This is a genomic window from Halorubrum sp. ASP1, assembly GCF_005435135.1.
GTDB lineage: Archaea > Halobacteriota > Halobacteria > Halobacteriales > Haloferacaceae > Halorubrum > Halorubrum tropicale.
The window spans coordinates 221,177-246,943 of the sequence record NZ_SGUA01000004.1 but is presented as its reverse complement, the minus strand read 5'-3'; the positions used below and the strand labels follow the sequence as shown (position 1 = coordinate 246,943).

The window sequence follows — 25,767 nt, the reverse complement described above, 5'->3', positions numbered from 1 at the left end:
ATGTATTAAACTTTTTCACTCGCGTCGGAACCGGGATTCCAACAGGAAGATTATTATGGTAGTACATTATGTTCACGATCGGCGTGGTAGCTTCCGTGAAGATATGCCGCGGCGCGTCTCGCGACCGTCTCGGGTCGGCTCCGGACGGGCCTGACCGATCGGTCGCGCGCCGCGGCGGCGGACGCGAGCCCGAACTCTCCCTCGACGGCGAGGGAGAGCGGGTCATCGCCGCGCACGGACCAGCGCCACAGGAGGGATCCACAACATGACACAGTACGTCGGTGCGATAGACCAGGGGACGACCGGAACTCGATTCATGGTGTTCGACCACGAGGGCCAGGTCGTCGCGAACGCCTACGAACAGCACGAACAGATCTACCCGAACCCGGGCTGGGTCGAACACGACCCGATAGAGATCTGGGAGAACACCCAGCAGGTCGTCCTCGACGGCCTCGCGGACGCGGGCCTCGACGCCGACCAGCTCGACGCCATCGGCATCACCAACCAGCGCGAGACGACGATCGTCTGGGACAAGGACTCCGGGAAGCCGGTCCACAACGCCCTCGTCTGGCAGGACCGCCGGACGACCGACCGCGTCGAGGAGCTCCAAGAGGCGGACAAGGTCGAGGAGATCCGCGAGAAGACCGGCCTCGAGGCCGACGCGTACTTCTCCGCGACGAAGACGGAGTGGATCCTCGACAACGCCGAGCCGCTGAAGATGCAGAGCTCGCGCGGCGGCGACCTGCGCGAGCGCGCCCGCGCCGGCGAACTCGTGATGGGCACCATCGACTCGTGGCTCATCTACAACCTGACGGGCAACCACATCACTGACGTCACCAACGCCTCCCGGACGATGCTGTACAACATCCGGGACCTGGAGTGGGACGACGAGCTGCTCGACGAGTTCGGCGTGCCGAAGGAGATGGTGCCCGAGGTGCGGCCGTCCTCCGACGAGGACTACTACGGCCACACCGACCCGGACGGCTTCCTCGGCGAGGAGGTCCCGGTCGCGGGGGCGCTGGGCGACCAGCAGGCCGCGCTGTTCGGGCAGACCTGCTTCGACGAGGGCGACGCGAAGAACACCTACGGCACCGGCTCGTTCTACCTGATGAACACCGGCACCGACGCCGTCGAGTCCGACCACGGGCTGCTGACGACGATCGGGTTCCAGATGTCCGGCGAGCCCGTCCAGTACGCGCTCGAAGGGTCCATCTTCATCACCGGCGCCGCCATCGAGTGGCTCGAGGACGTCGACCTGATCAACAACGCGGCCCAGACCGCGGAGCTGGCACGGTCGGTCGACTCGACCGACGGCGTCTACATGGTCCCGGCGTTCACGGGGCTCGGCGCCCCGCACTGGGACGGTCGCGCTCGCGGCACCATCGTCGGAATGACGCGCGGGACGAGCAAGGAGCACATCGTGCGGGCGACGCTCGAATCGATCGCCTACCAGACCCGCGACATCGCCGAGGCCATGGAGGCCGACTCCGGCGTGGAGACGACGAGCCTCCGCGTCGACGGCGGCGCGGTCAAGAACAACTTCCTCTGTCAGCTCCAGTCCGACATCATCCAGACGGAGATCGCGCGACCGGAGGTCGACGAGACAACCGCCCTCGGCTCGGCGTACGCCGCCGGGCTCGCGGTCGGCTACTGGGACACCGTCGACGAGCTCCGCGACAACTGGCAGATCGACCGCGAGTTCACCCCGGAGAAGTCGCAGGACGAGGTCGACAAGCTGTACAGCCGCTGGGACGACGCGGTCGAACGCTCGAAGAACTGGGCGATAGACGAGGAGGACGAGTAGATGGGCGTCGAACTGCTCCCGGAGTTGGCCGTCGCGGCCGACACCGTGCTACAGGTCGGCTACGAGCCGGGCGCGCCGACCGACGTGATCGAGAGCCTCACCGACCCGACCATCCTGCTCGGCGCGCTCGCCGGCGGGGCGTTCGGCGCGGCGCTGGGCGCGCTGCCGGCGTTCATCTTCACCGGGTTCCTCGTCATCGGCGGCTCGCTCGGGGGCGGCGGATTCGGCGTCGACGTCGGTTTCGGCCCGGTGTTCGGCCCGCACATCTCGTTCGCGGGCGGCGCCGCCGCGGCCGCGTACGCGGCCGACAAGGGCTACATGGAGTCCGGGTTCGACTACCACAACGCGAAGGACATCGGCTTCGCGCTGGGGAGTAAGCCGGACGTCCTCGCCGTGGGGGCCGTCTTCGGCGTCTTCGGCGTCCTCATCGAACAGATCTCCCGACAGCTCGCGCTCCCGGTCGACCCGATCCCGGTGAGCATCGTCATCAGCGCGCTCGTGGTCCGCGCCGTCTTCGGCTACAGCATCGTCGGCAAGGTCAGCGACAAGGCCGACGGCTACTTCGACATGGGGCCGTTCGAGCGCGAGGAGATGCGCGAGCCCGGCGAGGTCAAAGGCGACGGCGGGAAGGCCAGCGAGGACCGCCTCGCCGTCGAGCCGTGGCTGCCGAACATGTACAAGTGGTCGCACGTCGCCGCGATCGGCTTCTTCACCGGACTCGGCGCGGGCGTCATCACGTACAACATGATCAGCGGCGGGCACGGCCTCATCGCCGTGTTCGCCGGCTTCGGGATCAGCGCGGCGTCGCTGCTGTTCCTGAACCTCGGCGTCGACCGCATCCCGGTCACCCACCACATGACGCTCGCGGGGGCGACCGCGTTCCTCGCGACGTGGCAGGAGGGAATCCTGATGCTCACGGACCTGTCGGCCGGAGACCTGACCGCGCCCCTGGCGTTCGGCGCCGCGCCCGCGCTGCTCTTCGGCGCCCTGTTCGGCGTGTTCGCGGCGCTCGCCGGCGAGGCGTCACAGCGGGTGTTCTACGCGCACGGCGACACCCACCTCGACCCGCCGGCGGCCGCCATCGTCGTCTGGACGCTGACGATCGGCCTGCTGGTCATCGCGGGGCTGCTCAACTGGGGCGTCTGGATCCCCGGCACGGGAATCTAACGCGACCTCACACCCGGCAGCACTTTTTAACATGGAACCTCGCTCACCCGCGGTCGCTCGGAACCGGTCGACGAGCGGCACGCACGATACCACGGCCGAGCGCGCACGTCACTCAGTCGGGGAGCAGCACCGAGAGCCCGAGGAACCCGACGACGCCGACGGCCGCCGCGGCGACGGCGATCGGGACGACCTCGACGCCGAGGGAACGGCCCACGAGCGCGGTCGCGCCGGCCGCGGCGAGCGCGACGCCGGTCGCGCCGTGGTGGAAGCTCCCCGCGGAGGGCTGGTCGGCGATCGTCACCGCGTCGTCGTCGACGAAGGCGCGGACGCCCGCCCAGACGGACGCGAAGCGGACGCCGATCCCGAACGCGGCCGCGGCGATCGAGACGAACTCGATGTCGCCGATCGCGAGCATCCCGGCCCCGAACGCGGCCGCCGTCGACAGGACCGCGACGACCTTGCTCCTGTCGTCGACCGTGTGCAGCGTCTCGACGGCCGCCTCGTTCGACATACCCGTCGTAGTCCGCCCGACGGTCGTATAGGTTTCCATCGCCCCGACCTCGACCGTCGCCCGCGGAGGACCGCGGCGCCGCCCGCCCGCCCGACGGGACGCGGTCGCGAGCCGAACGCGGGGCGTTTAACTGCCCCGGCCGAGACGACGTGGTATGCTAGACCGGATCGGGCTGGACCGGCGGGACCGACGGAACCTCCTCGTCGTGATGGGGGCCGTGGCAGTCGTGACGGCGCTCGTCTCCGAGGGGACGCCCGCGGTCCGGCTGGCGGTCGGCGCGATCGCCGGCGTCATCAGCGGGGTCGTCTTCGTCGTCTCGACGGTCGTCATCAACCGGTACAAGCCCGCCCACTGGTAGGCGGCTCAGGCGAGCGAAGCGGTCCGCCCCGAGGGCCGTCGTCCGGTCCCGATTCGGGGCCGTTTTGTTCGACTATCCCGGAGGGTCGACCGTGAACATCGACGACCGGATCGAGCGGCGGCTCGGCTACGACGCCGGCATGAGCGTCCTCGCCGACTTCGAAGCCGTGTCTCCGGTCAGACACGTCGACTCGCCGGTCGGCCGCGGGCCGGCCATAGAGCGGCTCCTCGACGTGTTCGAACCCGCCTTCTCCGGGTCGCTCCCGCCGAGCGTCTACGTGTACGGACCGAAGGGGAGCGGCAAGTCGGCGGTCGTCTCCGCGCTGTTCGACCGGCTCGCGAGCCACAGCGGCCCGCGCCGGGCGATCCAGACGACTACGCGGGCGGTCGAGCCGACGATTCCCGGGTTCGTGTACGTCGACGCGCGGAACGCCTCGACCCGGTTCCGACTGTACCACGCGATGCTGGCCGCGATGAGCGACGAACACGTCCCCGACCACGGGATCGGTACCGAGGACCTGGCCGACTCGCTGCGCGACGCGATGCGCACCGGGCCCGACCTGGTCGTCGCGGTCGACCACACGAACGAGGCCGAGACGCCGACCGCGGCGACGCTCGTCGACTGGCTCACCGACGTGGGCGAGCAGCTCACGCCGGCCTGTATCGGCCGCGACCCGCCGGACGCGGTCGACTGGGAGCCGGAGACCACCGTCGAGTTCGCGAAGTACCGCCGGCACGTGCTCGTCGAGCTGCTGACGAGCCGGTGTTCGACCGGGCTCGGCCGCGACGCGCTCAGCCACGACCAGATCCGCGAGATAGTCGAGTGGGCCGCGGGCGACGCCCACGACGCGCTCGCCGCCGTGATGGGCGCGGCTGTCAACGCGGAGCGGGCCGGCGCGTCCACGGTCAGAGCGGGCGACGTCGACGCCGGCACCGACGGGGTCCCGCGCCCCTGCGTGGCGCTGGGCCGCGTCCTCGCGCTGCCCGAGAGCCGCCAGCGGCTCCTCTACGAGCTCGCCGGACTCACGGAGGAGGAGCGGTCGACCGTGGGGATGGCGACGGAGGCCATCGCGGGGCGCCCCGGGGTCGACCTGTCGGCGTCGACGGTGCGGCGCGTCCTCTACGAGCTGGCCGACGCCGGCCTGCTCGAACGGGTCACCGTCCACCGGAGCGACGGCAAGGGCCGGCCGCCGAGCCGGCTCGTGCCGCTGTTCCCGACGGTCGTCTTCCGCGAGCTGTTCGACCGCCGCGTCCGGACCGGGTAGCGCCGCTCGACCCCTCGGCTGCGCTCCGCGCTCGTCCCGGGCGGGCGCCCCGCGTGCGGACGGCGCGCGGCCGACCCGACCGCGCTTCGTTCGAACGGAAGACAGTTGTCGCCGAGCCGCCGACTCGGGGTATGGTCCCGCCACTCGCGCTCGACATCGACGGCACGCTGACGACGCCGGACCACCGGATCGACCCGCGGGCCTTCGAGCTGCTGCCCGACTGGGACGCCCCGATAGTCTTCGCCACCGGGAAGGCGTTCCCGTACCCGGTCGCGCTCGCGCACTTCCTCGGCCGCGAGGAGACGGTGATCGCGGAGAACGGCGGCGTCGCGTACGTCGACGGCGAGACGACGGTCGTCGGCGACCCGGACGCGGCGCGGGCCGTCGTCGAGGCGTTTCGCGAGCGCGGCGGCGAGGTCGGGTGGGGGGACGGCGACACGGTGAACCGCTGGCGCGAGACGGAGGTGGCGTGCTCGCCCGACGCCGACGAGGCGCTCCTGCGGGAGGTCGCCGCGGCCGTCGACGACGTGGAGGTCGTCGACACCGGCTACGCCTACCACGTGAAGTCGACGGGCGTGAGCAAGGGGCGGGCGCTCGGCGTCGTCGCCGACGCGCTCGGGCTCGCCGCCGACGAGTTCGTCGCGGTCGGCGACAGCGAGAACGACGTCTCGACGTTCGAGGTCGCCGGCGAGTCGTACGCCGTCGCCAACGCGGACGACGCGGCCCGCGAGGCCGCCGACGAGGTGGTCTCGGAGGGGTTCATGGACGGGACGGCCTCGGTGCTCGACCGGCTGCGCGAGCGCGCGGAGTAGCCGCGGTCACTCCTCGTAGGGGTACCGCGCCGTCGCGCCGCACTCCGTACAGCGGACGACCACGCGCCCGGGTCGCGTCCGGACGCGGCTCGTCTTCCCGGGACGGAGGTAGACGGCGCAGTCGTCGCAGGCGCGCCTAGAGAGTTCGCTGGGAACGCCGCAGCGGTTCCGCTCGGCGATCCGGCGGGCGCGGGCGACGTACTCGCGGGCGCGGTCGTACTCGTCGTCGACGACCGCCTCGCGGGCGAGGGCGAACAGCCGCTCGATCCGCTCCGCCGGGATGCCCATGTCACGGAGGGCGGCGCGCGGCGGCAAAGAGGTTGTTATCCGAGGTGACCGCGGCGCCGCGACGCCCCGGTCGGCCGGTCCGAGACGGCGCGACGGTCGCGACCCGCACGCTTTTTTATCGGTCCACCCCAACCGAGCGGTATGAAGGAATCCCTGATGGACGTGATCTGCTGTCCGCTCGACAAGGCGACCCTCGAACTCGACGCCGACGAGGCGGACGACGAGGAGGTGCTCGCGGGGACGCTCACCTGTACGGAGTGCGGCGAGACGTACCCCATCGAGGACGGGATCCCGAACCTCCTGCCGCCGGACATGCGCGAAGAGGCGGCGGCGTAGCGGACCCGACCGTCCGCCCGCGCTCCGGCGATCGGCCGCCGCGTCTCCGGGAACATCTCGGTCGTGTGAATCTTTTTTTAGTGCGGGGTCGTGGTCCCACTCGTGCCGACACTCGACGTCGAACTGAACGGGGAGGCGGTCCACGACATCGACGCGCCGGACTCGTTCGTCACCGACGGACCGTTCCCGGTCGTGCTCGAGAACAGCGGGCGCTCGACGCACGTCCACCTCCACTTCGACGACGACCTCGACCGGGCGGCCGCGCTCGACGACGGCAACCACTTCGTCGCCGACGAGGCCACCCGCCGCGTCCACGTCTCGACGGCCGACGTCGACGAACCGGTCCGCGGCAAACTGAAGATCGTCACCGGCTACGGCTCGAACACGGCGTACGTCGACGTTCGGATCGACCCGTCGCCCGAGACCCCGAGCGAGTCGGTCGCGGTCGACGAGACCTTCTCGGCGCCCCCGGAGCGGCCCCCGGAGATTCCGCCCGGGCAGCGCGCGGTGAACGCGCTCGACCGCCTCGTCAGGAGCGGCGGGGTCGCGGGCGCGGTCTTCGGGCTCGTCGCGGTCGGCGCCGCGGTCGCGGTCGCGGTCGCCGTCGACAGCGCCCTCGTCTGGCTCGCGGTCGGGCTCGCGCTGATGATCGCGTTCGGCGCGGCGCTGCTCGCCGTGACGTGAGGCGACGGGGAGCGGTTCCCCGAGACCGCCGCCGCCGACTCGCACCTCCGTCTCGGTCGGGATCCGCGCGCTTTTAACCGTCCCGGCGGAACGAATCGCCATGAGCTTCGAGAAGGAGGACGAGGTCGTGCTCCACGACAAACACAGCGAGTACGACGGCGAGACGGGGAAGATCACGCAGGTGATGGAGACGATGTTCGGCGACGCGACGTACACGGTCAGCTTCGAGGACGGCCAGGAGACGGGCGTCCCGGAGGACGCGCTCGACGCCGTCGAGAGCGAGGAGTAACGCCGCCTCCACCCGTACCGCATGCCGAAAGTCCCCTTCCATTACGTCGACCTCCGCGCGTTCTCGTACGCCACGGAGGACGTCAAACGCGTCGAGCAGGCGCTCCGCTCGCTCCTGCCCGAGGACGTCGAACTCGACCGCGTCGAGAACGCGGGCCACCACGGGGACCGGATCGTCGTGCTCTCGGCCCGGGTCGAGCGGGCCGACGAGATGCGCCACGTCCTCGACCGACTCTCCGAGCTGGAGGACCTCGACCGCGTCCTCGACGAGCTCGACGAGCGGGTCGACGACAACTGCGCGCTGTTCCTCCGCGTCGACAAGCAGGCGGCGTTCCGCGGCGACGTCAGGCTCGGCCCGGGGGTCACCGTCCGGACGAAGGTCGAAGCGTACCCGGCGAAAAAGGAGAAGGCGGTCGCGAACGCCCGCGAGACCCTCTCGCGGCTGGCGGACGACGACGGCGACTGACCGCTCCGCACCCCGCGCCCGCACCCGCCCGGTCGCGTGCCCGGCCCGCACCCGCGGCGTGACTTTTTCACCCGCCCCGTCGATATCCGGCTATGAGCGATCCGTTCGTGGTCGTCGGGGCCGACGCGGCGGGGTTGAGTGCGGCCAGTAAGTTCCGACGCGAGGCGCCCGACCGCGAGGTCGTCGTTTTCGAGAAGGGCCGGTGGATATCGTACGCCTACTGCGGGATGCCGTACTTCATCGCGGGCTACGTCGACCGCATGTCGGACCTCCTGTCGCTGTCGCCGAGCGAGGTCGACGAGCGGGGGATCGACCTCCGGCGAGGCCGCGAGGTCGTCGCCGTCGACCCGGACGCGAAGCGCGTGACGGTCGAGACGTCCGACGGCGACCGCTTCGAGCGGGCGTACGGCGACCTGCTCGTCGCCACCGGCGCGCGCGCGACCACCGGTCCCTTCGACGTACGCGGCGTCGACGGCGCGTTCACGTTACACAACATGGACGCGGCCGCCGCCATCGACGCCTACGTCTCCGAGCCGGACGCCTACGACGCGGCCCGCGCAGACGTGAGCGCCGTCGACCGCGAGCGCGTCGACCGCAACGCCGCGATGCCGGCCCCCGAGACCGCCGCGGTCGTCGGCGGCGGGTACGTCGGCGTCGAGGTCGCCGAGGCCCTCACCGAGCGCGGGCTGGACGTCCACGTGTTCCACCGCTCGGGCCACCTCCTCTCGCCGTTCGGGGAGACCGTCGGGAACCGCGTCGAGGCGGCGCTCGAAGCCGAGGGCGTGACCGTCCACACCGACGCCCCGGTCGACGCGCTCGTCGGCGACGGCCGGATCGAGGCGATCGAGGTCGGACGCGGCGGCGGCGAGGCCTCCGAGCGAGTCCCCGTCGACATGGCGGTCGTCGGCGTCGGGATCCGGCCGAACACCGACCTGCTCGCCGGCACCGGGGTCGACCTCGGGCCCGGCGAAGCGGTCCGCGTCGACGATCACGGCCGCACCAGCCTTCCGGACGTGTACGCCGCGGGCGACTGCGCGACCGCGCGCCACGCGGTGACCGGCGAGCCGGACTGGGTCCCGCTCGGCCTCACCGCGAACCGCGCCGGGCGCGCGATCGGGGCGACGGTCGCCGGCGACCCGACGCCGGTCGGCGACATCGCGGGTACGGCGGCGGTGAAGGCGTTCGACGCCGAGGCCGCTCGCGTCGGAATATTGGACCGCGACGAGGCCGAGGCCGCCGGGTTCGACCCGGTGAGCGAGACGGTGACCGCGGGGTCGCGCTCCGGCTACTATCCCGGCGCGGCCGAGACGGACGTGACGCTCGTCGCCGACCGCGACACGGGACGGCTGCTCGGCGGGAGCATCGTCGGTACCGACCGCGCGGCGGTCCGGATCGACACGCTCGCGACCGCCATCGAGGCGGACATGACGGTCCCGGAGATCGAGCGGCTCGACCTCGCGTACGCGCCGCCGTTCAGCCCGGTGTGGGACCCGATACTCGTCGCCGCGAAGGTGTTGAACGGGACGCTCGACGACTGAGACGGGGGGATTCCGTCCCCTACCGCGACGCGGCGATGCGCGAGAAGACGTACCCGACGACCGTCGACGCGGCGCCGACCGCGACCGCGACCGCGACGGCGAGCGCGAGCGGGGCGGTGAACGCGGCGGCGGCCGGGCCGCCGGCGGTGAACGGGAGGACGTACGGCTCCGGGCCGAGTCCCCGGAGGAACGTCCCCGCGAACGGGCCGTACGTCAGCAGGATCGCCGGGAACGCGCCGCCCCCGGTCGCCGCGAACGCGACCGCGGCGACCGCCGTCACCGCGGCCAGGGCCCCGACGACCGCCGGGTCGCCGACGCCGACCGCGGCCGTCGCGTCGAAGGCCGCGTACGACAGCGCGAAGCCGACCGCGCTCCACACCGTCGCCCGCTCGAAGCCGGTCTCGCCGAGGGCGATCCGGCGCAGCGCCGCGCGTCGGGACGCGGCCGCGTCCGCCTCGCTCGCGTCGCTGTCGGTCATTCCGGACGCGTCGCGCCCCGCCCCTCTCGGTCGGGGGTGAGGTTGCCGTGTTCGTCGATCTCGCCCGCGACGACCCGCGTCGAGGAGATGCGCTCGCCGTCCTCCGCCGCCACGTGATCGACGACGACCAGGTCGAGCGGGTCGCGGCCGTGCTCGGCGCGGATCTCGTTGATCCGCTCGCCGCCCGCCTTCGTCTCGGGGGAGACGATCAACGCGTCGAACTCCGGTTCGACCGCGATGCCGGTCGGCTCCGTCAGCTCGCGGATCTCGTAGTCGCGGCCGTGCGCCTCGGCGCGCGGGGCCAGCTCCGCTTCGAGGTCGCGCTCGCGCCGGTCGTAGGGGCGGACGTACCGCTCGACGTGTCGGGTCTCGGGCGCCAGCTCGTCGGAGGTGAGCCCGACGGTGACGTCACCCAGCTCGAACGCCCGTTCGAACAGCTTGCGGTGGCCGTCGTGAACGGGATCGAACGTACCCCCCAGCGCGACGTTCATGCCTCTCCGTTACGCGGGTCGAACTTAAATGGTCCCGAACCGCCGTCGGCGGCTCAGTTCGACGGCTCGTCGCCGCCGCCGTCCGCGTCCGCTTCGCCGTCGCCGACGGGCTCGCCGTCGCCGTCCACGGATATCTGGACGGGCTCGGTGTCGCCGTCGGGCGACTCGCCGCCGAGCCGCCGGTCGAGGTTGAAGACGGCGTTCAGCTCCGCTTGGACGTCGCCGACGACCCCGCGGACGAGGTCGCTCGGCGCGATGGCCTCGTACTCGTAGGGGTTGTTGCCCGCGCCCTCGGCCTTCCGCTTGTCGCGCTCGACGGTGCCCTCGTCGTGGAGCTCGGCGAGCGCCTCGCGGACGGTGCTCGGGTACAGGCCGGTGCCGTCGGCGACCTCGTCGCTCGTGCTGTGCGGGTTGTCGCGGAGGTAGACGTAGATGCGCGCCCGCGTCTCGGTGTCGAGCAGCCACGCGAGCAGGTCGACCACGTTGTCGTCGAACCCCTTCACCGCCCTGTCGGCGCCCTCGCCGAGGCGCTCTTTCGTCTTCCGCAGCTCCTCCCGGGTCCGCTCCGTCGGAGACTCCTCCACGTCGTCTCCCGGTTCGGAGGGTGAATCGTTCGCGGTCATGACAGAGAGTGGGAGCTACGCGGGCAAAAGGGTTTCTCGTCGCTTTCGTTCCGACGGAACGCCGAGAACGCGCCTCGGGGCTTTCGGCCTCGGTGTCAGGGGTTGAGGACGGTGTCAGGGGGCGACGACGAGGTCCGCGCGCAGCGCGTCGGCGCCCGACTCCTCGCGGATCCGGCGCTGGCGCGCGGCGCCGCTCTCGGCCTCGTACACCTCCCGGATGCCGTCGATCCCGAGCCGGTCGCACTCGGCGTCGACCACCTCGCCCAGCGGGGTCGTCCCCTCGCCGTCGCGGTCGACGAACGCGGCGTCGTGTCCGTGCCGGATGGCGCGCCACTTGTTCTCGTCGAGCAGTTCCCTGCGCAGCGACGGGGGCGACTCGCCGTCCTCGTATCGCTCGGCGTAGTCGACGACCAGCGCCCGGACGTACTCGGCGAGCGCGAGGGTCACCTCGGGGTCGCGCTGGGCGTCCGGCGCCCGCACCTCGACCGTGCCGTGGCCGGTGTGGGGGCGCACGTCGAACCACAGCTCGCCGCGGTCCGCGATGGAGTCGGTCTCGACCATCCGGCGCTCGTACCGCCGGAACGCGTCGAAGTCGTCGAACGCCGACGGGATGCCGGTGTTCGGGAGGTTCTCGAACACCTTCGCGCGGGCCGAGGCCAGCCCGGTGTCGAATCCGTTCCAGAACGGGGAGTTCGCCGACAGCGCGAGCAGCACGGGACAGTGCCACCGCAGGCGGTTCGCGACCCAGACGGCCTTGTCCGCGTCGTCGACGCCGACGTGGACGTGGAGCCCCGCGGTCGTGTTCCGGTGTTGCGGGTACTGAATGCGGTCCAGTTGGGCCTGGTACCGGGGCTTCTTCACGTGGTCGAGCTCGCGCCACTTCGCCGCCGGGTGGAGGCCGGCGGCCGCGATCCGATACCCGTCGGCGGCGGCGTGGTCGACGAGCGCCTCGCGGACGGTCGCGAGCGCGTCCGCGGCGTCCGCGGGGTCCGCCATCGTCTCGGTCTGGGCCTCTATCGTGCACTCGAACAGCTCGTGGTCGAACCCCTCCGGCACCGCAGCCGGCGGGTCGCGACCGTACACGAGGTCGTCGGTCCCGGACGTCGGGCGGCCCTCGGCATCGACGATGTAGAACTCCTCCTCGATGCCGAGCGTCCCCATCCGGGAGAACGCGTCCCGCGAACCGAGTTCCATTACCGCCTCGTACCGGTCGCGCGCTCTTATAAGGATTGGAAGACGGAAGACGCGGCGGCGGTCCGGACGCGCGCTCAGAAGCGACCGCACAGTCCGGACGCGCCCCACAAGACACTTGCTGCGTCGAGCGCCGTTCACAGACATGAGCCGACGCCGGTTCGTCGCCGGACTCCTTTCCGCCGGCGCGGCCGCGCTGGCCGGCTGTGCCGGCGACCGCGACGGCGAGTGGGACCCGACGATCGACGGCGAAGAGCCGACGATCCCGCGCGGGGGCGAGGCGACCGTCACGGTCGAGGCCACCGACGCGGGCGGCTTCTCTTTTCGCCCCCCGCCGGACGGCATCACCCTCGGGCTGAGCGCCTCGGAGCGGGAGGTCACCCCGTCGCCGGACTCGGGGGCGGACTCCTATCCGCCGCCGGTGGTTCTGGTCCGGACGTACCAGCGTGACTGTCAGGGTCCCGATCGCCGTCGGCGAGTCCGCCGAGCCGGGCGAGTATCAGTACGGAGTAACCGTTTACCCGGACGCGGACTCCGAGCGAAGCGTCCGCGAATCCTTCCCGATCACCGTCGCCGACGGGTGATCCGGCGTCTCCCCCAGCCTCGTCGGTCGGTGGCGGCATCGGCAGGGCCGGCCGTACCGCTCCCTGCGAACCGGTGTCGAAAAAGCGGCCCGACAGCACCCCGACTCGATCGAAAACGAGTCGGCGGCGCGCCGTCACGCGCCCGGTTCCCCCACCGCGCTCGACACCGTCCCGCTCAGCCGAGGACGTAGCGGAGCTTCGGGAACCGCTCGACGAGCGCCTGCCCCCCGACCTCGATCCGCTCGATGTAGGCGTCCAGTCCGAGGACGCGGCCCGCGCCGAACGCGGCGACGGTGAGGAACACCATCGCGTACACCAGCGTCGAGTCGAACAGCGCGAGCGCCTCGCCGCTCCACCCGCCGAGGTAGAACAGCAGCATCTGGATCGCGCCGCCGAGCGCGGCCAGGCGGACGAACGCGCCCGCGATGAGCGCCGCGCCGATGAGCACCTGCGTGACCGGAACGATCACGTTGACGACCTCCATGAGCGCCGGACTCGACGCCATCGCCCCGTACAGCCCGCTGACCGGGCTCGCCGGGTTGACGTTCGCGAGGTAGCCCGCGGCGTCGAACGGCCACTCGGAGACCTTCCCGAGGCCGGCGAACAGGATCATCCCGCCGATGGTCGCCCGGAGCAGGACGATGAACAGCGCCGACAGCGAGTGCGCCTTCCCCGACAGGGTGATGCCGCCGATCTCGCCGCCGAACTCGTTCGTGGTTTTGGTGGACATAGTGTCTCTCCTCGGTTACCGATACGCCGAATTCCCGTATAAATCGGCGAGCGCGTTCCCTCGCGGCGAGACGGATCCGTGGTGTCCCCCGCATCGGTGGGGTCTTTAAATACCCGTGCCGAACGTTATCGGTCCCGGGCGCTCTCCGACCCGCTCACCACGCCTCGCCGCTCGCGAGGTCCAGGTCGCCGTCGCCCTTCTCCGAGGGACAGACGTCGGCGAGCACGCAGTCGGCGCAGTCGGGGTTGATCGCGGTACACGTCGCGCGGCCGTGGTCGATCATGAGGTGCGTGAACTGCTGCCAGTCGCTCTCGGGGACCACGTCGAGCAGGTCCTGTTCGATCGCTTCCGGACGCTCCTCCTCGGTGATCCCCAGCCGCCGCGTGAGCCGCTGGACGTGGGTATCGACGACGATGCCCTCGACGACGTCGTGGCCGTGTTGGAGGACGACGTTGGCGGTCTTGCGGCCCACCCCCGCGAGATCGGTCAGCTCCGACATCGTGTCCGGCACCTCGCCGCCGTGCTCCTCGGCGATGTCCGCGCACGCCGAGCGGATGTACTTCGCCTTGTTGTTGTAGTAGGTGATCGAGTTTATCGCCTCCGCGAGTTCCTCCTGGGGCGCGCTCGCGTACTCCTCGGGCGTCTCGTACGTCTCGAACAGGTCGGCGCACACCGAGTTCACGCGCTCGTCGGTACACTGGGCGGAGAGGATCACGGCGATGAGCAGCTCCAGCCGGTTCGAGTAGTTGAGCGAGATGGTCGAGTCCGGGTACTCCTCGTAGAGCCGGTCGAGGACTTCCGCGACCTGCTCCTCCCGCGGGTCGAGTGGCGTTCCCATACCGATCCCCTCCGCCCGGGCGACATTGAACGATCCGACTCCGCCCCCCGTTCGCGGGGGGAGGCGTCGCTCGGCCGCCCCGTCTCGACCGAGTAGTAAGACAGTTACCACCCGGCGCGCTGGATGGCGTATGGACGTACTCGACGTCGCGGCGCGCGCGACCGAGACGGGGCCCGTGTGCGACGCCTGTCTCGGCCGGCTCGTCGCCGACCGGAGCTTCGGGCTGTCGAACGCCGACCGCGGCTCGGCGCTCCGGGTGTCGCTCGCGCTGCGCGACGACGAGGACCACGAGGCGGTCGACACCGCGGACTGCTGGGTGTGCGAGGGGCGCTGCGCGGAGTTCGACGACTGGGCCGCCCGCGCCGCCGAGGCGGTCGAGGGGATCGAGTTCGACACGTACAACGTGGGCACGCGCCCGCCGCCGCTGATCGAGGAGAACGAGGCCCTGCTCCGCGCCGACGCCGGCCTCGACGAGGACGCGGGCGAGCCGTTCAAGTCGGAGTTCAACCGCGAGGTCGGCAAGCGGGTCGGGCGGACCACGGGCGCCGAGGTCTCCTTTGACCGCCCGGACGTCCAGTTCACGATCGACCTGGCCGAGGACGCCATCGACGCGAAGGTGAACTCCACGTTCGTCTACGGCCGGTACCGGAAGCTAGAGCGCGACATCCCCCAGACCGAGTGGCCCTGCCGCGAGTGTAAGGGGTCCGGGCGACAGGGCGCCGACCCCTGCGACCACTGCGGCGGCTCCGGCTACCTCTACGACGACAGCGTCGAGGAGTACACCGCGCCGATCGTTGAGGACGTGATGGACGGGACCGAGGCGACGTTCCACGGCGCGGGCCGCGAGGACGTCGACGCCCTCATGCTCGGCACCGGCCGCCCGTTCGTGATCGAGGTCGAGGAGCCGCGCCGGCGCCGGGTCGACACCGACCGCCTCCAGTCGGACATCAACGCGTTCGCCGACGGCGCGGTCGAGGTCGAGGGCCTCCGGCTCGCGACCTACGAGATGGTCGAGCGCGTGAAGGAGCACGACGCCGGGAAGCGGTACCGCGCGCAGGTGGCGTTCGACGCCGACGTCGACGCCGACGCGCTCGCCGACGCGGTCGCGGAGCTGGAGGGAGCGACCGTCGAGCAGTACACGCCGAACCGCGTCGACCACCGCCGCGCGAGCATCACCCGCGAGCGCGACGTGTACGAGGCGACCGCCGAACTCGGCGGCCCGCGGCGCGCGACCGTCGAGATCGGCGGCGAGGGCGGGCTCTACATCAAGGAGCTGATCTCCGGCGACGAGGGACGCACCGAGCCGAGCCTCGCCGGCCTGCTCGGCGTCGGGGCCGAGGTGACGGCGCTCGACGTGCTCGCGGTGGAGGGTGAAGACGAGCCGTTCGAGGACGAGGCGTTCTTCCGGGAGTAGCGCGCCCGCATCCAGGGTCTCCTCGTCCCGAGTCCGGCCCCGCAACGCACCGCCTCGGACCGCGACGGTCTCGGAACCAACGGGATTTATCTGACGAGCGTCAGACGTTCGCACATGAACGGGAGCGACGCCGACGGCGGAAACGCCCGCGAGGGCGGGACGCGAAACGGCGGGGCCCGCGGCGGGTCGGGCGGTTCGGCCGGGACCGGGGGCGCCGGCCACGCGGGCGAGCCCGCGGTCGGCGACCCCGTCATCCGGCCCGCGGTCGAGGAGGGCGGCGGAGTCCCGGCCGCCGCCGACGTGTCGCTGAACGGCGCCGACCGCGCGGACCGCCCCGACCGGGTCTCCTCGGTCCTCGTCGCCGTCGGCCCCGGACCGCACTCGGGCGCGACCGTCGACGTGGCGCGGGAGATTGCCGCCGCGACCGACGCCTGGCTCGAACTGTTCCACGTCGTCCCCTCGGACGCGGCGCTGGCCGACGCCGGCCCGGACGAGGACGCCTCCGGAACGGTCGTCGACGCAGGCGACGCGGACGACACCGACTACGCCGCGGCCGGCGAGCGGCTCCTCGACGCTGCCGAGGACAGGCTCGGCGGGTTCGACCGCGCGGACCGATGGCTCGTCGAGGACCGGACCGCGGCGGGCGCCATCGTCGAGCAGTCCGCGTACTACGACCTCGTCGTCGTCGGCGCGCCGACCACCGGGACGGTCGGCCGCTTCGTCTTCGGCTCCACGACCGACACCGTCATCGGCGACGCGGAGGTCCCCGTCGTCGTCGTCGAAGCCGACGGGTCGCGGGCGCTCGACCCGGCGTAGGGACCGGCCCGTGCCGCCGTCGCTTCTCCGCTCTCGGCCGCCGCTCCCCGCGTTCTTCCGCGTTCTCGAACCACGGTACCGCTTCCCGTCGCGGCGACAGCGTTAAATTAGTGTACATACTTGTACATCACAACGCGGAATATTACATCGGTGGACACAATGAATCTCAACGACACGGTCGAGCGCGTGACGGACGGGGAGGATCTGACCGTAGCCGAGGCGCGCGAGGCCGCGCGGCTGGTCTTCGAGGAGGCGACGGACGCCCAGATCGGGGCGCTGCTCGCCGCGCTCCGGACGAAGGGCGAGACGGAGGCCGAGATCGCCGGCTTCGCGCGGGGGATGCGCGACGCGGCGCGCACGATCGAGCCCGACCGCGACCCGCTCGTCGACACCTGCGGCACCGGCGGCGACGACTACGACACGATCAACGTGTCGACGACCGCCGCCATCGTCGCCGCGGGGGCCGGGGTGCCGATCGCGAAGCACGGCAACTACTCCGTCTCTTCCTCGTCGGGAAGCGCGGACGTGCTGGAGGTCGCGGGCGCCGACGTGGAGGCCGAGCCGCCCGCCGTCGAGGCGGCGATCGAGGCGGACGGGATCGGCTTCATGCTCGCGCCCGTCTTCCACCCGGCGATGAAGGCCGTCATCGGCCCGCGCAAGGAGCTGGGCATGCGGACGATCTTCAACGTCCTCGGGCCGCTCACGAACCCCGCCGGCGCCGACGCGCAGGTGCTCGGCGTCTACGATCCCGACCTCGTGCCCGTCATCGCGCGCTCGCTCGCGCACATGCCCGTCGAGCGCGCCCTCGTCGTCCACGGCGCCGGCATGGACGAGATCGGGATCCACGACGAGACAGTCGCCGCCGAGGTCGACGGCGAGGCGGTGACGGAGCTCACGATCGCGCCGGAGGACCTCGGGCTCGACCGCGCCCCGATCGACGCGGTCGCGGGCGGAAGCCCCGAAGAGAACGCCGCGGACCTGCGCGGGATCGTCGACGGCTCCGTCACGGGCCCGAAGCGCGACCTGATACTGGCGAACGCGGGCGCGGCGATCTACGTCGCCGGCGAGGCCGACACGCTCGCGGCGGGCGTCGAGCGGGCTGCCGAGGCGATCGACTCCGGCGCGGCCGCCGAGAAGTTCGCGGCGCTCTGCGGCGACGGCGAGCCGGCCGACGGCGGGCTCGGGGCGACCGCGGAGGACGACGACTGATGGCCCGGGTGAAGATCTGCGGGCTGACCGACGAGGCCGACCTCCGCGCCGCGGTCGACGCGGGCGCCGACGCGGTCGGCGTGATCACGGAGGTGCCGGTCGACTCGCCGCGCGAGGTCGACCCGGCGACGGCGGCCGAGCTGCTCGCCGCCGTGCCCCCGTTCGTCACCGCGACGCTCGTGACGATGCCCGACTCCGCCGAGCGCGCGGTCGAGCTCGCCCGGACGGTCGCCCCCGACGCGATCCAGCTCCACGGCGAGTGGACGCTCGACGAGCTGCGGTACGTCCGCGCGGAGACGGAACGGAAGGTGCTGCTCACGGTCGACGCCGACGAGCCGGCCCGCGCTGAGGAGCTGGACGGCGCGGTCGACGCGCTGGTCGTCGACTCCACCGACGACTCGGGCGCGGGCGGCACCGGCGAGACGCACGACTGGCGCGCGACCGGCGACCTCGCCGCCCGGCTCACGACCCCGGTCGTGCTGGCGGGCGGGCTCACGGCCGACAACGTCGCCGAGGCGGTCCGCGTCGCCGACCCCTTCGCGGTCGACGTCGCCTCCGGCGTCGAGATCGAGGGCGGACGGAAGGACCACAACGCGGTCGCCCGCTTCGTCGCGAACGCGGGCCGGGAGATGGAGCTGGCATGAGCGACGCGCCCCCGCTTGACCGGACGAAAGCCGAGTTCGTCGACCTCGCGGCCGACGCCCAGCGGCCGGTCGTGGTCCGCGCGTCGGCCGCGCTCGACGCGGACGTGACCCCGCTGGGCGCGTACGCGACCCTCGTCGGCGAGGGGCCGTACGGCTTCCTGCTCGAGTCCGGCGAGAAGGTCGCCTCCAGCGACCCGGACGGCGCGTTTACCGCGGACGGCAAGGCGGACAGGCACGCCCGCTACTCGTTCGTCGGTTACGACCCGGAGGCGATCGTCTCGGTCCACCCCGACCGCACCGAGGTGACCGAGCTGGGGCCGGCCGCCGACTTCGTCGGCGCGGACGGGGACGCGGCCGACGGCGACCTCGGGCCCGCCGCGGGCGACGCGGTCGACCGCGTCCGCGCGGCGTTCCCGGACGCGAGCCTGCGCGGCTTCCCGGACACCGACCGGCAGATCCTCTCGGGCGGCTTCGTCGGGTTCCTCGCGTACGAGGCGGTGTACGACCTCTGGTTGGAGGAGGTCGGCGTCGAGCGCCCCGAGACGGAGTTCCCCGACGCCGAGTTCGCGCTCACGACGCGGACCGTGGTCTTCGACGAGCGGGAGGGCGGCGCCGAGCTGGTGTTCACGCCGGTGATCGGCGTCGACGACGACCCCGCCGCCGTCTACGACGACCTCGTCGCGGAGGCCGAGCGGGTCGCGGCCGAACTGCGCGAGGCCGCGCCGCCCGACCCGGACGGGGTCCGCGTGCGCGAGGAGTCGGCGGACCCGCGCGAGGAGTACGAGGAGGCGGTTCGGACCGCCAAGCGCCACGTCCTCGACGGCGACATCTACCAGGGCGTGATCTCGCGGAGCCGCGAGCTTCGAGGCGAGGTCGACTCGCTCGGGCTGTACGCGGCGCTCCGGGACGTGAACCCCTCGCCGTACATGTACGTGCTCCGGCACGACGACCGGACCGTCGTCGGCGCGAGCCCCGAGACGCTCGTGTCGGTCCAGGGCGATCGCGTCGTCTCGAACCCCATCGCCGGCACCTGTCCACGCGGGACCAGCCCGGTCGAGGACCGCCGGCTCGCGGGCGAGATGCTCGCGGACGGGAAGGAGCGCGCCGAGCACACGATGCTCGTCGACCTCGCGCGCAACGACGTGCGGCGCGTTTCCGAGCCGGGCTCCGTCCGCGTCGAGGAGTTCATGAACGTGCTGAAGTACAGCCACGTCCAGCACATCGAGTCGACCGTGACGGGGACGCTCGCGGCCGACGCCGACGCGTTCGACGCGACGCGCGCGACGTTCCCGGCCGGGACGCTCACCGGCGCGCCGAAGGTGCGCGCGATGGAGATCATCGACGACCTGGAGACGACCCCGCGGGAGGCGTACGGCGGCGGCGTCGGCTACTACTCGTGGACCGGCGACGCCGACTTCGCGATCGTGATCCGGACCGCGACGCTCGACGAGTCGGGCGACGAGTCGGTCGTCGGCGTGCGCGCCGGCGCTGGCCTCGTCGCCGACTCCGACCCCGCGGCCGAGTACGAGGAGACCGAACAGAAGATGGACGGCGTGTTGACCGCGATCGACCGCATTCGCGAGGGCGAAGCGCGGGACTGCGACGCCGACTCGGCGACGCCCGCCGAGGACGACGACGGGGCGCTCGCCACCGGCACGGAGGCGGAGCGATGAAGGTCGCCGTCGTCGACAACTTCGACTCGTTCACCTACAACCTCGTCGAGTACGTCTCCGACCAGACGGTCGGCGGGGGGCCGGTCGCGGTCGACGTGTTCAAGAACACGGCGTCGCTCGACGAGATCGAATCCGCCGAGCCCGACGCCGTGATCATCAGCCCGGGGCCCGGGCACCCGAAGAACGACCGCGACGTGGGCGTGACGATGTCCGTGCTCCGCGACCTGTCGCCGTCGGTGCCGACGCTCGGCGTCTGTCTCGGCTTAGAGGCCGCGGTCTACGAGTACGGCGGGACCGTCGGGCACGCCCCCGAGCCCGTCCACGGCAAGGCGTTCCCCGTCGACCACGACGGGGAGGGCGTGTTCCGCGGGCTCGACCAGGGGTTCCGCGCCGGCCGCTACCACTCGCTGGCGGCGACCGAGGTCCCCGAGGCGTTCGACGTCACGGCCACCACGGACCACGGCGGCGAGTCGATCGTGATGGGGATCCGCCACCGCGAGCACCCGATCGAGGCGGTCCAGTTCCACCCGGAGAGCGTGTTGACCGGATCGGGCCACGACCTCATCCGGAACTTCCTCACCGCCGTCTGAGCGCCCCCTGAGTCAGGCGTCCCCGCCTTCTTCGCCGCCTTCGTTGCCGTCGCCGTCGTCGCCCGGCCCTCCCTCTCCGTTCTCGTCCTCGGCCGGTTCGCCGTCGTCGTCGAGCCCGCGGCCGGCGAGCCCGACGAGGTGGCCGACCTCGGGGAGGACGACCTCGTCGACGCCGAGCCGGACCGCGTTCTCCGAGCCCGGGAGACAGAACACCGGCGTGTCGGAGACGACGCCGGCGACGGCGCGCGAGCCGATGGTCCGCGTGCCGACCTCCTCGTAGGAGAGCCGGCGGAACAGCTCGCCGAACCCGGGGAGCCGCTTCGCGAACAGGCCGCGGACCGCCTCCGGCGTCACGTCGTCGGGCGTGACGCCCGTCCCGCCGGTCGTCACCACCACGTCGGTGTCCCTCCGGCGAGCGAGTCGGTCGACGGTGCCCTGGACGCTGTCGTAGTCGTCCGAGATCAGTTCGCGGACCGACACCTCGTGGCCCGCCTCCTCGAACGCCGCCGCGACGTAGTCGCCGGCCGGATCCTCGTCCGCGCCCCGCGACGAGGAGACCGTGACGACCGCGGCCGCGACGGAGTCCGCGTCGTGGTGGTGATGGTCGTGGTCACCATGGTCGTGATCGTGGTCATCGTGGCCGTGGTCGTGACCGTGGCCATCATAGCCGTCTCCAGAACGGTCGCCGTCGTGGCTATCGTCGCCGTGGTCGGTCATACGTCCGCCTTCGGCGCCCGCGTCAAAACACCTCCCGGTCTCTTCAGGGCCAGTCGTCGCGCGCCTGCTCCTCGGGCGCGTCGTCGTCCGGCTCGCCCGTCGCGAGCGTCCACCCCGCGGCCTCGGCGGCGTCCTCGACCTGGAGGAACTCCCAGCCGGTCGCCTCGGCGACGGCCTCGTCCTCGTCGTCGACGCCGACGAAGACGTGCCGGTCCGTATCGAACTGCCCGCCGATGTTCTCTAAGCTCTCCTCGACGCCGCGCGGGCCGGAGAAGAAGTCCTGTCGCACGCGGTGTTTCCGCGTGAAGTTCGTGACGACGTAGGTGGGCTTCTCGCTGACGACCCCGACGTACTCCGTCCACTGCCGGGCGTTGTTGAACACCGCGTTGGGGTCCGCGAGCGCTTTCAGCGCCTCCAACTCGAACGCCAGCGTCATGTCTGTAGATCCGCCGCTGTCCATGCGCCCCGCTTACCGCCCGCCGGCGAAAACAACTTCGCTTCCGCGTAGCCCGCCGGTCGCCCGGGGTGGGCGGCCGCCGTCACCGCGACCGGACCAGGTAGTAATCGGTGAACTTCACCACGTCGCCGTCGTCGAGGTCGCCTGTCTCGGGCGCCGTCCACGGCTCGCCCGCCAGCTCCCGCACGACGCCCTGCTCGTCGTCGTCCAGTTCGTCGTAGTGGCGGACGCGCGCGTCCGACGGGACGCGGCCGGTGCGGCGGAGCCGCAGCCGTCGCCCGGTGTCTCTGAGCGACATGTGTTACCGTATAACACGATTAATCATAAGCGTTTCGCGGCGGACGTGACGCCGGTCGCCACGAGGGCGACACCCGCGGCTCGATTGCCGAGAAGCGAACGGACGAAGGGTGGCCGCTGTCCGGAGCTACTGCTCGGTCGTCGCCGCGAGGTCGTCGACGGAGAACCCGGGCTCCATGAGGCGGTCCGTCTGTCCGCTCACGTCGCGGCCCTCGCGCATCAGCTCTTTGAACGCAGACTGCGGCGAGAGGTCGCCGATGAGCACGCCGCCGACGACCTTTCCGTCCTTCAGCGCGACGCGGCGCCACTCGTTTTCGCCCGTGGTCGCCTCGACCGAGTCGTCGCCGAGCGTCGGGTGCCCGAACGAGAGGAACGGGAAGTCGAAGTGGGTGATCGAGTACGAGGAGACCCACCGGAACTCGTCGCTGCCGTAGTCGACCATGTTGCGGGCAGCGATGGTGCCCTGCTCCTTCGCGGAGCCCCACGAGCCGTTCTTCGCGTGCTCGCCGAGGATGAGGTCGTTGAACGTGGTGATGTCGCCCGCGGCGAACACGTTGTCGACGTTGGTGCGCATGAACTCGTCGACGACGATGCCGTCGTCGAGTTCCAGCGGCGTGTCCTCGACGAGTTCGGTGTTGAAGTTCAGGCCGATGGCGACGCCGGCGAAGTCGCACTCGTAGCGCTCGCCGTTCGGGTCGACCGCGGCCTCGACGTGGCCCTCGTCGTCGACCTCGAAGCGGTCGACGCCGGAGTCGAAGACCGGATCGACGCCGCGCTCGCGCATCGCTTCGTGCATGATCTCCGCGCCCTCCTCGGAGAGCGCGTAGCGCCACCAGCAGTCGCCGCGCATGAGGTACTTCGCCTCGACGCCCTGCGCGCCGCAGATGGCCGCGAAGTCGATGCCGAGCAGCCCGGCGCCGACGATGACGCCCTTCTCGGCGCCCTCCACGCTCTCTTTGATGTTGCGGGCGTCCTGGAACGTCCAGAAGTGGTGGATACCGTCGGCGTCGGCGTTCTCGACCGGGAGCTGCTGGGGCGTGCCGCCGATGGCGAGCAGGAGGGAGTCGTACTCAAACGTCTCGCCCTCGTGGGTGCGGACCGCGTCCTCGTCCACGTCGATGTCGACGACGACCGTGTTCAGCCGGAGGTCGACGTCGTGCTCGTCGTACCAGTCCTCCTGGTGGATCGAGATCGGGGCCTCGGGGAGCTTCCCCTTCGCGTACTCCTTGATCAGAATCCGGTTGTAGAGGGACTCACCCTCGTCCGTGAGAACCGTGATCTCGGCGTCGGGCGCTTCCTCGCGGAGCGTCTCGGCCGCGGACGCGCCCGCGATACCGTCACCGATGATCACGTACGAATCGCTCATGTCCGGCCGTTCGGATTCATGGTTAATGTGGGTTGTCATCCGCGTCCGGGGGCGTGCGACGGACACGCACGGCCGGAGAAAACGGCCGAAGTGACGCGTTTCCGTCGGAAACTCTCACGCCGGCCGGCGCTCGGGGTCGTCGTCCTGCGCCCCGCCGTGCCGATCGGCGGCTCCGACCGACGACCACCGGCCCTCGCCCCCGGTCAGTGGTCGGCTCCGGCCGGCTCCGCGGGGAAGTCCTTTTCGCCGGCCTCGACGGCGACGTCGAGCCAGTTCTCCGTCGGGACGAGCGGACACTCGTAGGCGTGGTTGTACGCGCACGTGGGGTTGTACGCGAGGTTGAAGTCCACGACCCACTCGCCGTCGACGCGGTCGCGGTCGGGATCCAAGTCGAGGTACCGGCCCGCGCCGTACGTCTCGTCGCCGCTCGTCGCGTCGCGGAACGGTACCCAGAACCGGTCCGCGCCGTCTGCCGGCCGATACGCCTGGAGCGTCGCCGCCTCGCCGTCGACCTCGAAGCGGAACTCCCCCCACCGGCTGTACGTCTGTTCGCCCTCGGCGGTCGTCTCGACGGTCACCGTCTCCTTCTCGTCGTGCTCGTGAAGCGGCAGGACGAACCGGTACGCCGGGTCCGGATCGTAGTACGCCAGTCCGGGGAAGCCGTCGCCCCGCATCGAGACCGGCAGCGGCGACCGCGCCGACTCGCGGAACCGCTCGATTTTCGCCTCCCGCTGCGCCTCCACCTGCGCCGCCCAGTCGTCCGCGGTCTCGGCGTCCATGATTACCTTAGTATTGCGCCGCGCGCACAATAACAATTCCGACCGCGGAACTCTCGACCGCGCCGACGACAGAAGGCACTTATAGCGTTCTCGGGGACGTTGAGCCGTGAACAGACGAACTGCCCTCTCCACCTTGGCGGTCGGTGGATTCGTCGGAGTCGCTGGTTGCCTCGGCAACGTACGTATCGGCGGGGACGACGAACAGGCGGCCCGAGACCGACCGGATCCCGAACTGAACCGGGAGGTCGAGACGGAGGGCGTTGAGGACGGGTCCCGCTCGCAGTTCCAGTGGGGACCGACGCACGCGGGATGCCGTGAGGAGGCGGGACCGACAGACGATGTCGACGTGTTCTGGCGGCGGACGCCGTACCGGTACGATCATTCACAGCCGGTCGTCGTGGGCGATCGGGTGTACGTCTCTTTCTCGGGGGCCTTGTTTCGTCTTGACCTCGCGACCGGCGAGGTACGGTGGTCGACGGAGGTCGGTCACGACGGGTCGTCGACGCCGGCGGTTCGCGACGGCATCGCATACGTGACGGTCTGGAACGGTGGGGACGAGACCGACCGCGGACTGGCGGCCGTCGACGCGGAGAGCGGCGAGGTGATGTGGCGGCGGCTGACCGACACGGACCTGACGACGGCACCGGCGGTGACCGACGAGGGGGTGTTCGTGGGAGGCGGCTACGAGACGCAGACCGTCGCGGCGTTCGACCACGACGGGACCGAACGGTGGCGCAACGACCTCGGCGAGTACGCCTCCGCGCCCGCCGTCGCCGACGGAACCGTCGTCTACGGGGCGGGCGGCCCCCGCGTCGTCGCCTACGACGCCACCTCGGGCGAGGAGCTGTGGACGGCCGACGTCGACGGCGACGCGACCGCGACGCCGACCGTCACCGACGGTCGCGTCCTGGTCGGTACGCGGGCCGGAACGCTGTACGCGCTCGACCTCAGCGACGGCTCGGCGGCGTGGACCGTCGACCTCCCCGGTCCGGTCCGCCGGTCGGCCGCTGTCGCGGACGACCGAGCGGTCGTTCCGACCGAACTCGGTCTCGTCGCCGTCGGCAACGACGGCGAGCGGCTGTGGAGCGACGAGGGGGTCGCCGGCGCGACCGCACCGATGGTTGCGGGCGGAACCGCGTACCTCGGCGACGGTCGGACCGTCCGCGCGATCGCGGTCGACGACGGGGCAGAACTGTGGTCGTTCCGCACTCGCAGGCGGTCCCCCACTGACGCCTTTCTCCAGGGCGTTCGGGCGCCGCCGACCGTCGTCGGCAGTGTCGTCGTCGCGGCGACGCACGCTGGCGACGTGTACGCCCTCGGCGAGGCCTGAGCCGGAAGCGGGTTCTCCGGGGGT

31 protein-coding genes are annotated in these 25,767 nt (G+C 71.5%); 18 read left to right on the top strand and 13 right to left on the bottom strand.

All coding sequences use genetic code 11. From position 1 onward, the window contains the following. Nucleotides 1-265: 265 nt before the first annotated feature. Together glpK and EXE48_RS08130 are read left to right on the top strand one after the other, a co-directional pair. The gene (gene glpK / locus EXE48_RS08135) at nucleotides 266-1,804 is read left to right on the top strand and encodes a glycerol kinase GlpK (RefSeq protein WP_137711181.1); all 1,539 of its coding nucleotides are present in this window, start codon (nucleotides 266-268) and stop codon (nucleotides 1,802-1,804) included. Continuing rightward, nucleotides 1,805-2,971: a DUF7973 family transport facilitator gene (locus EXE48_RS08130; RefSeq protein WP_077152306.1), complete on the top strand. Its 1,167-nt coding sequence runs from the start codon at nucleotides 1,805-1,807 to the stop codon at nucleotides 2,969-2,971. A 112-nt stretch (nucleotides 2,972-3,083) separates the two neighbouring features. Here the strand turns inward: EXE48_RS08130 and EXE48_RS08125 are convergent, their stop codons facing one another. Continuing rightward, on the bottom strand, nucleotides 3,084-3,482 hold the full coding sequence (locus EXE48_RS08125; RefSeq protein WP_137704163.1) for a hypothetical protein: 399 nt from the start codon (nucleotides 3,480-3,482) through the stop codon (nucleotides 3,084-3,086). A 154-nt stretch (nucleotides 3,483-3,636) separates the two neighbouring features. On the opposite strand from EXE48_RS08125, the gene EXE48_RS08120 reads away from it, so the two are divergent. The 3 genes from EXE48_RS08120 (at nucleotide 3,637) to EXE48_RS08110 (ending at nucleotide 5,916) form a co-directional block, all read left to right on the top strand. Next, on the top strand, nucleotides 3,637-3,840 hold the full coding sequence (locus EXE48_RS08120) for a hypothetical protein (protein WP_053772137.1): 204 nt from the start codon (nucleotides 3,637-3,639) through the stop codon (nucleotides 3,838-3,840). Nucleotides 3,841-3,931: 91 nt separating this feature from the next. Further along, a complete protein-coding gene (locus tag EXE48_RS08115; RefSeq protein ID WP_137704164.1) occupies nucleotides 3,932-5,104 on the top strand; it encodes a Cdc6/Cdc18 family protein in 1,173 nt (390 codons plus the stop codon). A 131-nt stretch (nucleotides 5,105-5,235) separates the two neighbouring features. Beyond that, on the top strand, nucleotides 5,236-5,916 hold the full coding sequence (locus tag EXE48_RS08110) for an HAD-IIB family hydrolase (protein ID WP_137711180.1): 681 nt from the start codon (nucleotides 5,236-5,238) through the stop codon (nucleotides 5,914-5,916). 6 nt (nucleotides 5,917-5,922) lie between these two features. Here EXE48_RS08110 and EXE48_RS08105 read toward each other — a convergent pair whose 3' ends face one another. Further along, nucleotides 5,923-6,204, bottom strand: coding sequence for a ribonuclease P protein component 4 (locus EXE48_RS08105; RefSeq protein ID WP_053772134.1), 282 nt, complete (start codon nucleotides 6,202-6,204; stop codon nucleotides 5,923-5,925). Nucleotides 6,205-6,345: 141 nt separating this feature from the next. Between EXE48_RS08105 and EXE48_RS08100 the strand changes: the two genes are divergently transcribed. The 5 genes from EXE48_RS08100 to EXE48_RS08080 all read left to right on the top strand — a co-directional run bounded on the left by EXE48_RS08100 (nucleotide 6,346) and on the right by EXE48_RS08080 (nucleotide 9,516). Next, a complete protein-coding gene (locus EXE48_RS08100) occupies nucleotides 6,346-6,540 on the top strand; it encodes a methytransferase partner Trm112 (protein ID WP_199236359.1) in 195 nt (64 codons plus the stop codon). Between the two features lie 102 nt (nucleotides 6,541-6,642). Beyond that, nucleotides 6,643-7,224 (top strand): DUF7524 family protein, encoded by a 582-nt coding sequence (locus EXE48_RS08095; protein WP_173228113.1) that lies wholly within the window; start codon nucleotides 6,643-6,645, stop codon nucleotides 7,222-7,224. Between the two features lie 100 nt (nucleotides 7,225-7,324). After that, nucleotides 7,325-7,513 carry a hypothetical protein gene (locus EXE48_RS08090; RefSeq protein WP_017342881.1) on the top strand — a complete coding sequence of 63 codons (189 nt, stop codon included), beginning with the start codon at nucleotides 7,325-7,327 and terminating at the stop codon, nucleotides 7,511-7,513. A gap of 21 nt (nucleotides 7,514-7,534) precedes the next feature. Next, nucleotides 7,535-7,978 carry an RNA-binding protein gene (locus EXE48_RS08085; RefSeq protein ID WP_121598950.1) on the top strand — a complete coding sequence of 148 codons (444 nt, stop codon included), beginning with the start codon at nucleotides 7,535-7,537 and terminating at the stop codon, nucleotides 7,976-7,978. A 92-nt stretch (nucleotides 7,979-8,070) separates the two neighbouring features. After that, on the top strand, nucleotides 8,071-9,516 hold the full coding sequence (locus EXE48_RS08080) for an FAD-dependent oxidoreductase (protein ID WP_121598949.1): 1,446 nt from the start codon (nucleotides 8,071-8,073) through the stop codon (nucleotides 9,514-9,516). 19 nt (nucleotides 9,517-9,535) lie between these two features. Here EXE48_RS08080 and EXE48_RS08075 read toward each other — a convergent pair whose 3' ends face one another. The 4 genes from EXE48_RS08075 to EXE48_RS08060 all read right to left on the bottom strand — a co-directional run bounded on the left by EXE48_RS08075 (nucleotide 9,536) and on the right by EXE48_RS08060 (nucleotide 12,302). Next, a complete protein-coding gene (locus EXE48_RS08075; RefSeq protein ID WP_053772130.1) occupies nucleotides 9,536-9,994 on the bottom strand; it encodes a hypothetical protein in 459 nt (152 codons plus the stop codon). Continuing rightward, a complete protein-coding gene (locus EXE48_RS08070; protein WP_053772129.1) occupies nucleotides 9,991-10,485 on the bottom strand; it encodes a phosphopantetheine adenylyltransferase in 495 nt (164 codons plus the stop codon). Before EXE48_RS08070 ends, EXE48_RS08075 begins: the two co-directional genes overlap by 4 nt. A gap of 53 nt (nucleotides 10,486-10,538) precedes the next feature. Beyond that, nucleotides 10,539-11,108: a winged helix-turn-helix domain-containing protein gene (locus tag EXE48_RS08065; protein ID WP_137711179.1), complete on the bottom strand. Its 570-nt coding sequence runs from the start codon at nucleotides 11,106-11,108 to the stop codon at nucleotides 10,539-10,541. Between the two features lie 114 nt (nucleotides 11,109-11,222). Further along, nucleotides 11,223-12,302 (bottom strand): glutamate--cysteine ligase, encoded by a 1,080-nt coding sequence (locus tag EXE48_RS08060; protein WP_053772127.1) that lies wholly within the window; start codon nucleotides 12,300-12,302, stop codon nucleotides 11,223-11,225. Between the two features lie 443 nt (nucleotides 12,303-12,745). On the opposite strand from EXE48_RS08060, the gene EXE48_RS18400 reads away from it, so the two are divergent. Then, nucleotides 12,746-12,883 (top strand): hypothetical protein, encoded by a 138-nt coding sequence (locus tag EXE48_RS18400; protein WP_158293647.1) that lies wholly within the window; start codon nucleotides 12,746-12,748, stop codon nucleotides 12,881-12,883. Nucleotides 12,884-13,058: 175 nt separating this feature from the next. On the opposite strand, the gene EXE48_RS08055 is transcribed toward EXE48_RS18400, so the two are convergent. Continuing rightward, entirely contained in the window at nucleotides 13,059-13,613 is a 555-nt protein-coding gene (locus EXE48_RS08055; RefSeq protein ID WP_137711178.1) for a DoxX family protein, read from the bottom strand. Between the two features lie 154 nt (nucleotides 13,614-13,767). Next, complete coding sequence (gene nth / locus EXE48_RS08050; protein WP_121598945.1) at nucleotides 13,768-14,451, bottom strand: endonuclease III; 684 nt, start codon at nucleotides 14,449-14,451, stop codon at nucleotides 13,768-13,770. Between the two features lie 130 nt (nucleotides 14,452-14,581). Here nth and EXE48_RS08045 point away from each other — a divergent pair, with 130 nt between their 5' ends. The 6 genes from EXE48_RS08045 (at nucleotide 14,582) to trpG (ending at nucleotide 20,797) form a co-directional block, all read left to right on the top strand. Further along, entirely contained in the window at nucleotides 14,582-15,865 is a 1,284-nt protein-coding gene (locus tag EXE48_RS08045; RefSeq protein WP_053772123.1) for a tRNA pseudouridine(54/55) synthase Pus10, read from the top strand. Nucleotides 15,866-15,979: 114 nt separating this feature from the next. After that, a complete protein-coding gene (locus EXE48_RS08040; protein WP_137711177.1) occupies nucleotides 15,980-16,681 on the top strand; it encodes a universal stress protein in 702 nt (233 codons plus the stop codon). Nucleotides 16,682-16,840: 159 nt separating this feature from the next. Then, complete coding sequence (gene trpD, locus EXE48_RS08035) at nucleotides 16,841-17,890, top strand: anthranilate phosphoribosyltransferase (protein ID WP_137711176.1); 1,050 nt, start codon at nucleotides 16,841-16,843, stop codon at nucleotides 17,888-17,890. Further along, complete coding sequence (locus EXE48_RS08030; protein ID WP_053772120.1) at nucleotides 17,890-18,534, top strand: phosphoribosylanthranilate isomerase; 645 nt, start codon at nucleotides 17,890-17,892, stop codon at nucleotides 18,532-18,534. Before trpD ends, EXE48_RS08030 begins: the two co-directional genes overlap by 1 nt. Further along, the gene (trpE, locus tag EXE48_RS08025) at nucleotides 18,531-20,207 is read left to right on the top strand and encodes an anthranilate synthase component I (protein ID WP_137711175.1); all 1,677 of its coding nucleotides are present in this window, start codon (nucleotides 18,531-18,533) and stop codon (nucleotides 20,205-20,207) included. The genes EXE48_RS08030 and trpE overlap by 4 nt, the downstream gene beginning before the upstream one ends. Then, nucleotides 20,204-20,797 (top strand): anthranilate synthase component II, encoded by a 594-nt coding sequence (gene trpG, locus EXE48_RS08020; protein WP_137711174.1) that lies wholly within the window; start codon nucleotides 20,204-20,206, stop codon nucleotides 20,795-20,797. The genes trpE and trpG overlap by 4 nt, the downstream gene beginning before the upstream one ends. Before the next feature lie 12 nt (nucleotides 20,798-20,809). Here the strand turns inward: trpG and EXE48_RS08015 are convergent, their stop codons facing one another. The 5 genes from EXE48_RS08015 to EXE48_RS07995 form a co-directional block, all read right to left on the bottom strand. Further along, the gene (locus EXE48_RS08015; protein WP_137711173.1) at nucleotides 20,810-21,514 is read right to left on the bottom strand and encodes a MogA/MoaB family molybdenum cofactor biosynthesis protein; all 705 of its coding nucleotides are present in this window, start codon (nucleotides 21,512-21,514) and stop codon (nucleotides 20,810-20,812) included. A 43-nt stretch (nucleotides 21,515-21,557) separates the two neighbouring features. Then, the gene (locus EXE48_RS08010; RefSeq protein ID WP_121598938.1) at nucleotides 21,558-21,974 is read right to left on the bottom strand and encodes a DUF7124 domain-containing protein; all 417 of its coding nucleotides are present in this window, start codon (nucleotides 21,972-21,974) and stop codon (nucleotides 21,558-21,560) included. Nucleotides 21,975-22,053: 79 nt separating this feature from the next. Beyond that, the gene (locus EXE48_RS08005; protein ID WP_233559299.1) at nucleotides 22,054-22,269 is read right to left on the bottom strand and encodes a DUF7979 domain-containing protein; all 216 of its coding nucleotides are present in this window, start codon (nucleotides 22,267-22,269) and stop codon (nucleotides 22,054-22,056) included. A 126-nt stretch (nucleotides 22,270-22,395) separates the two neighbouring features. Continuing rightward, complete coding sequence (locus EXE48_RS08000; RefSeq protein ID WP_137711172.1) at nucleotides 22,396-23,634, bottom strand: NAD(P)/FAD-dependent oxidoreductase; 1,239 nt, start codon at nucleotides 23,632-23,634, stop codon at nucleotides 22,396-22,398. Between the two features lie 203 nt (nucleotides 23,635-23,837). After that, nucleotides 23,838-24,413, bottom strand: coding sequence for a DUF1684 domain-containing protein (locus EXE48_RS07995; protein WP_053772114.1), 576 nt, complete (start codon nucleotides 24,411-24,413; stop codon nucleotides 23,838-23,840). 106 nt (nucleotides 24,414-24,519) lie between these two features. Between EXE48_RS07995 and EXE48_RS07990 the strand changes: the two genes are divergently transcribed. Next, a complete protein-coding gene (locus tag EXE48_RS07990) occupies nucleotides 24,520-25,743 on the top strand; it encodes an outer membrane protein assembly factor BamB family protein (protein WP_137711171.1) in 1,224 nt (407 codons plus the stop codon). Nucleotides 25,744-25,767 lie beyond the last annotated feature (24 nt).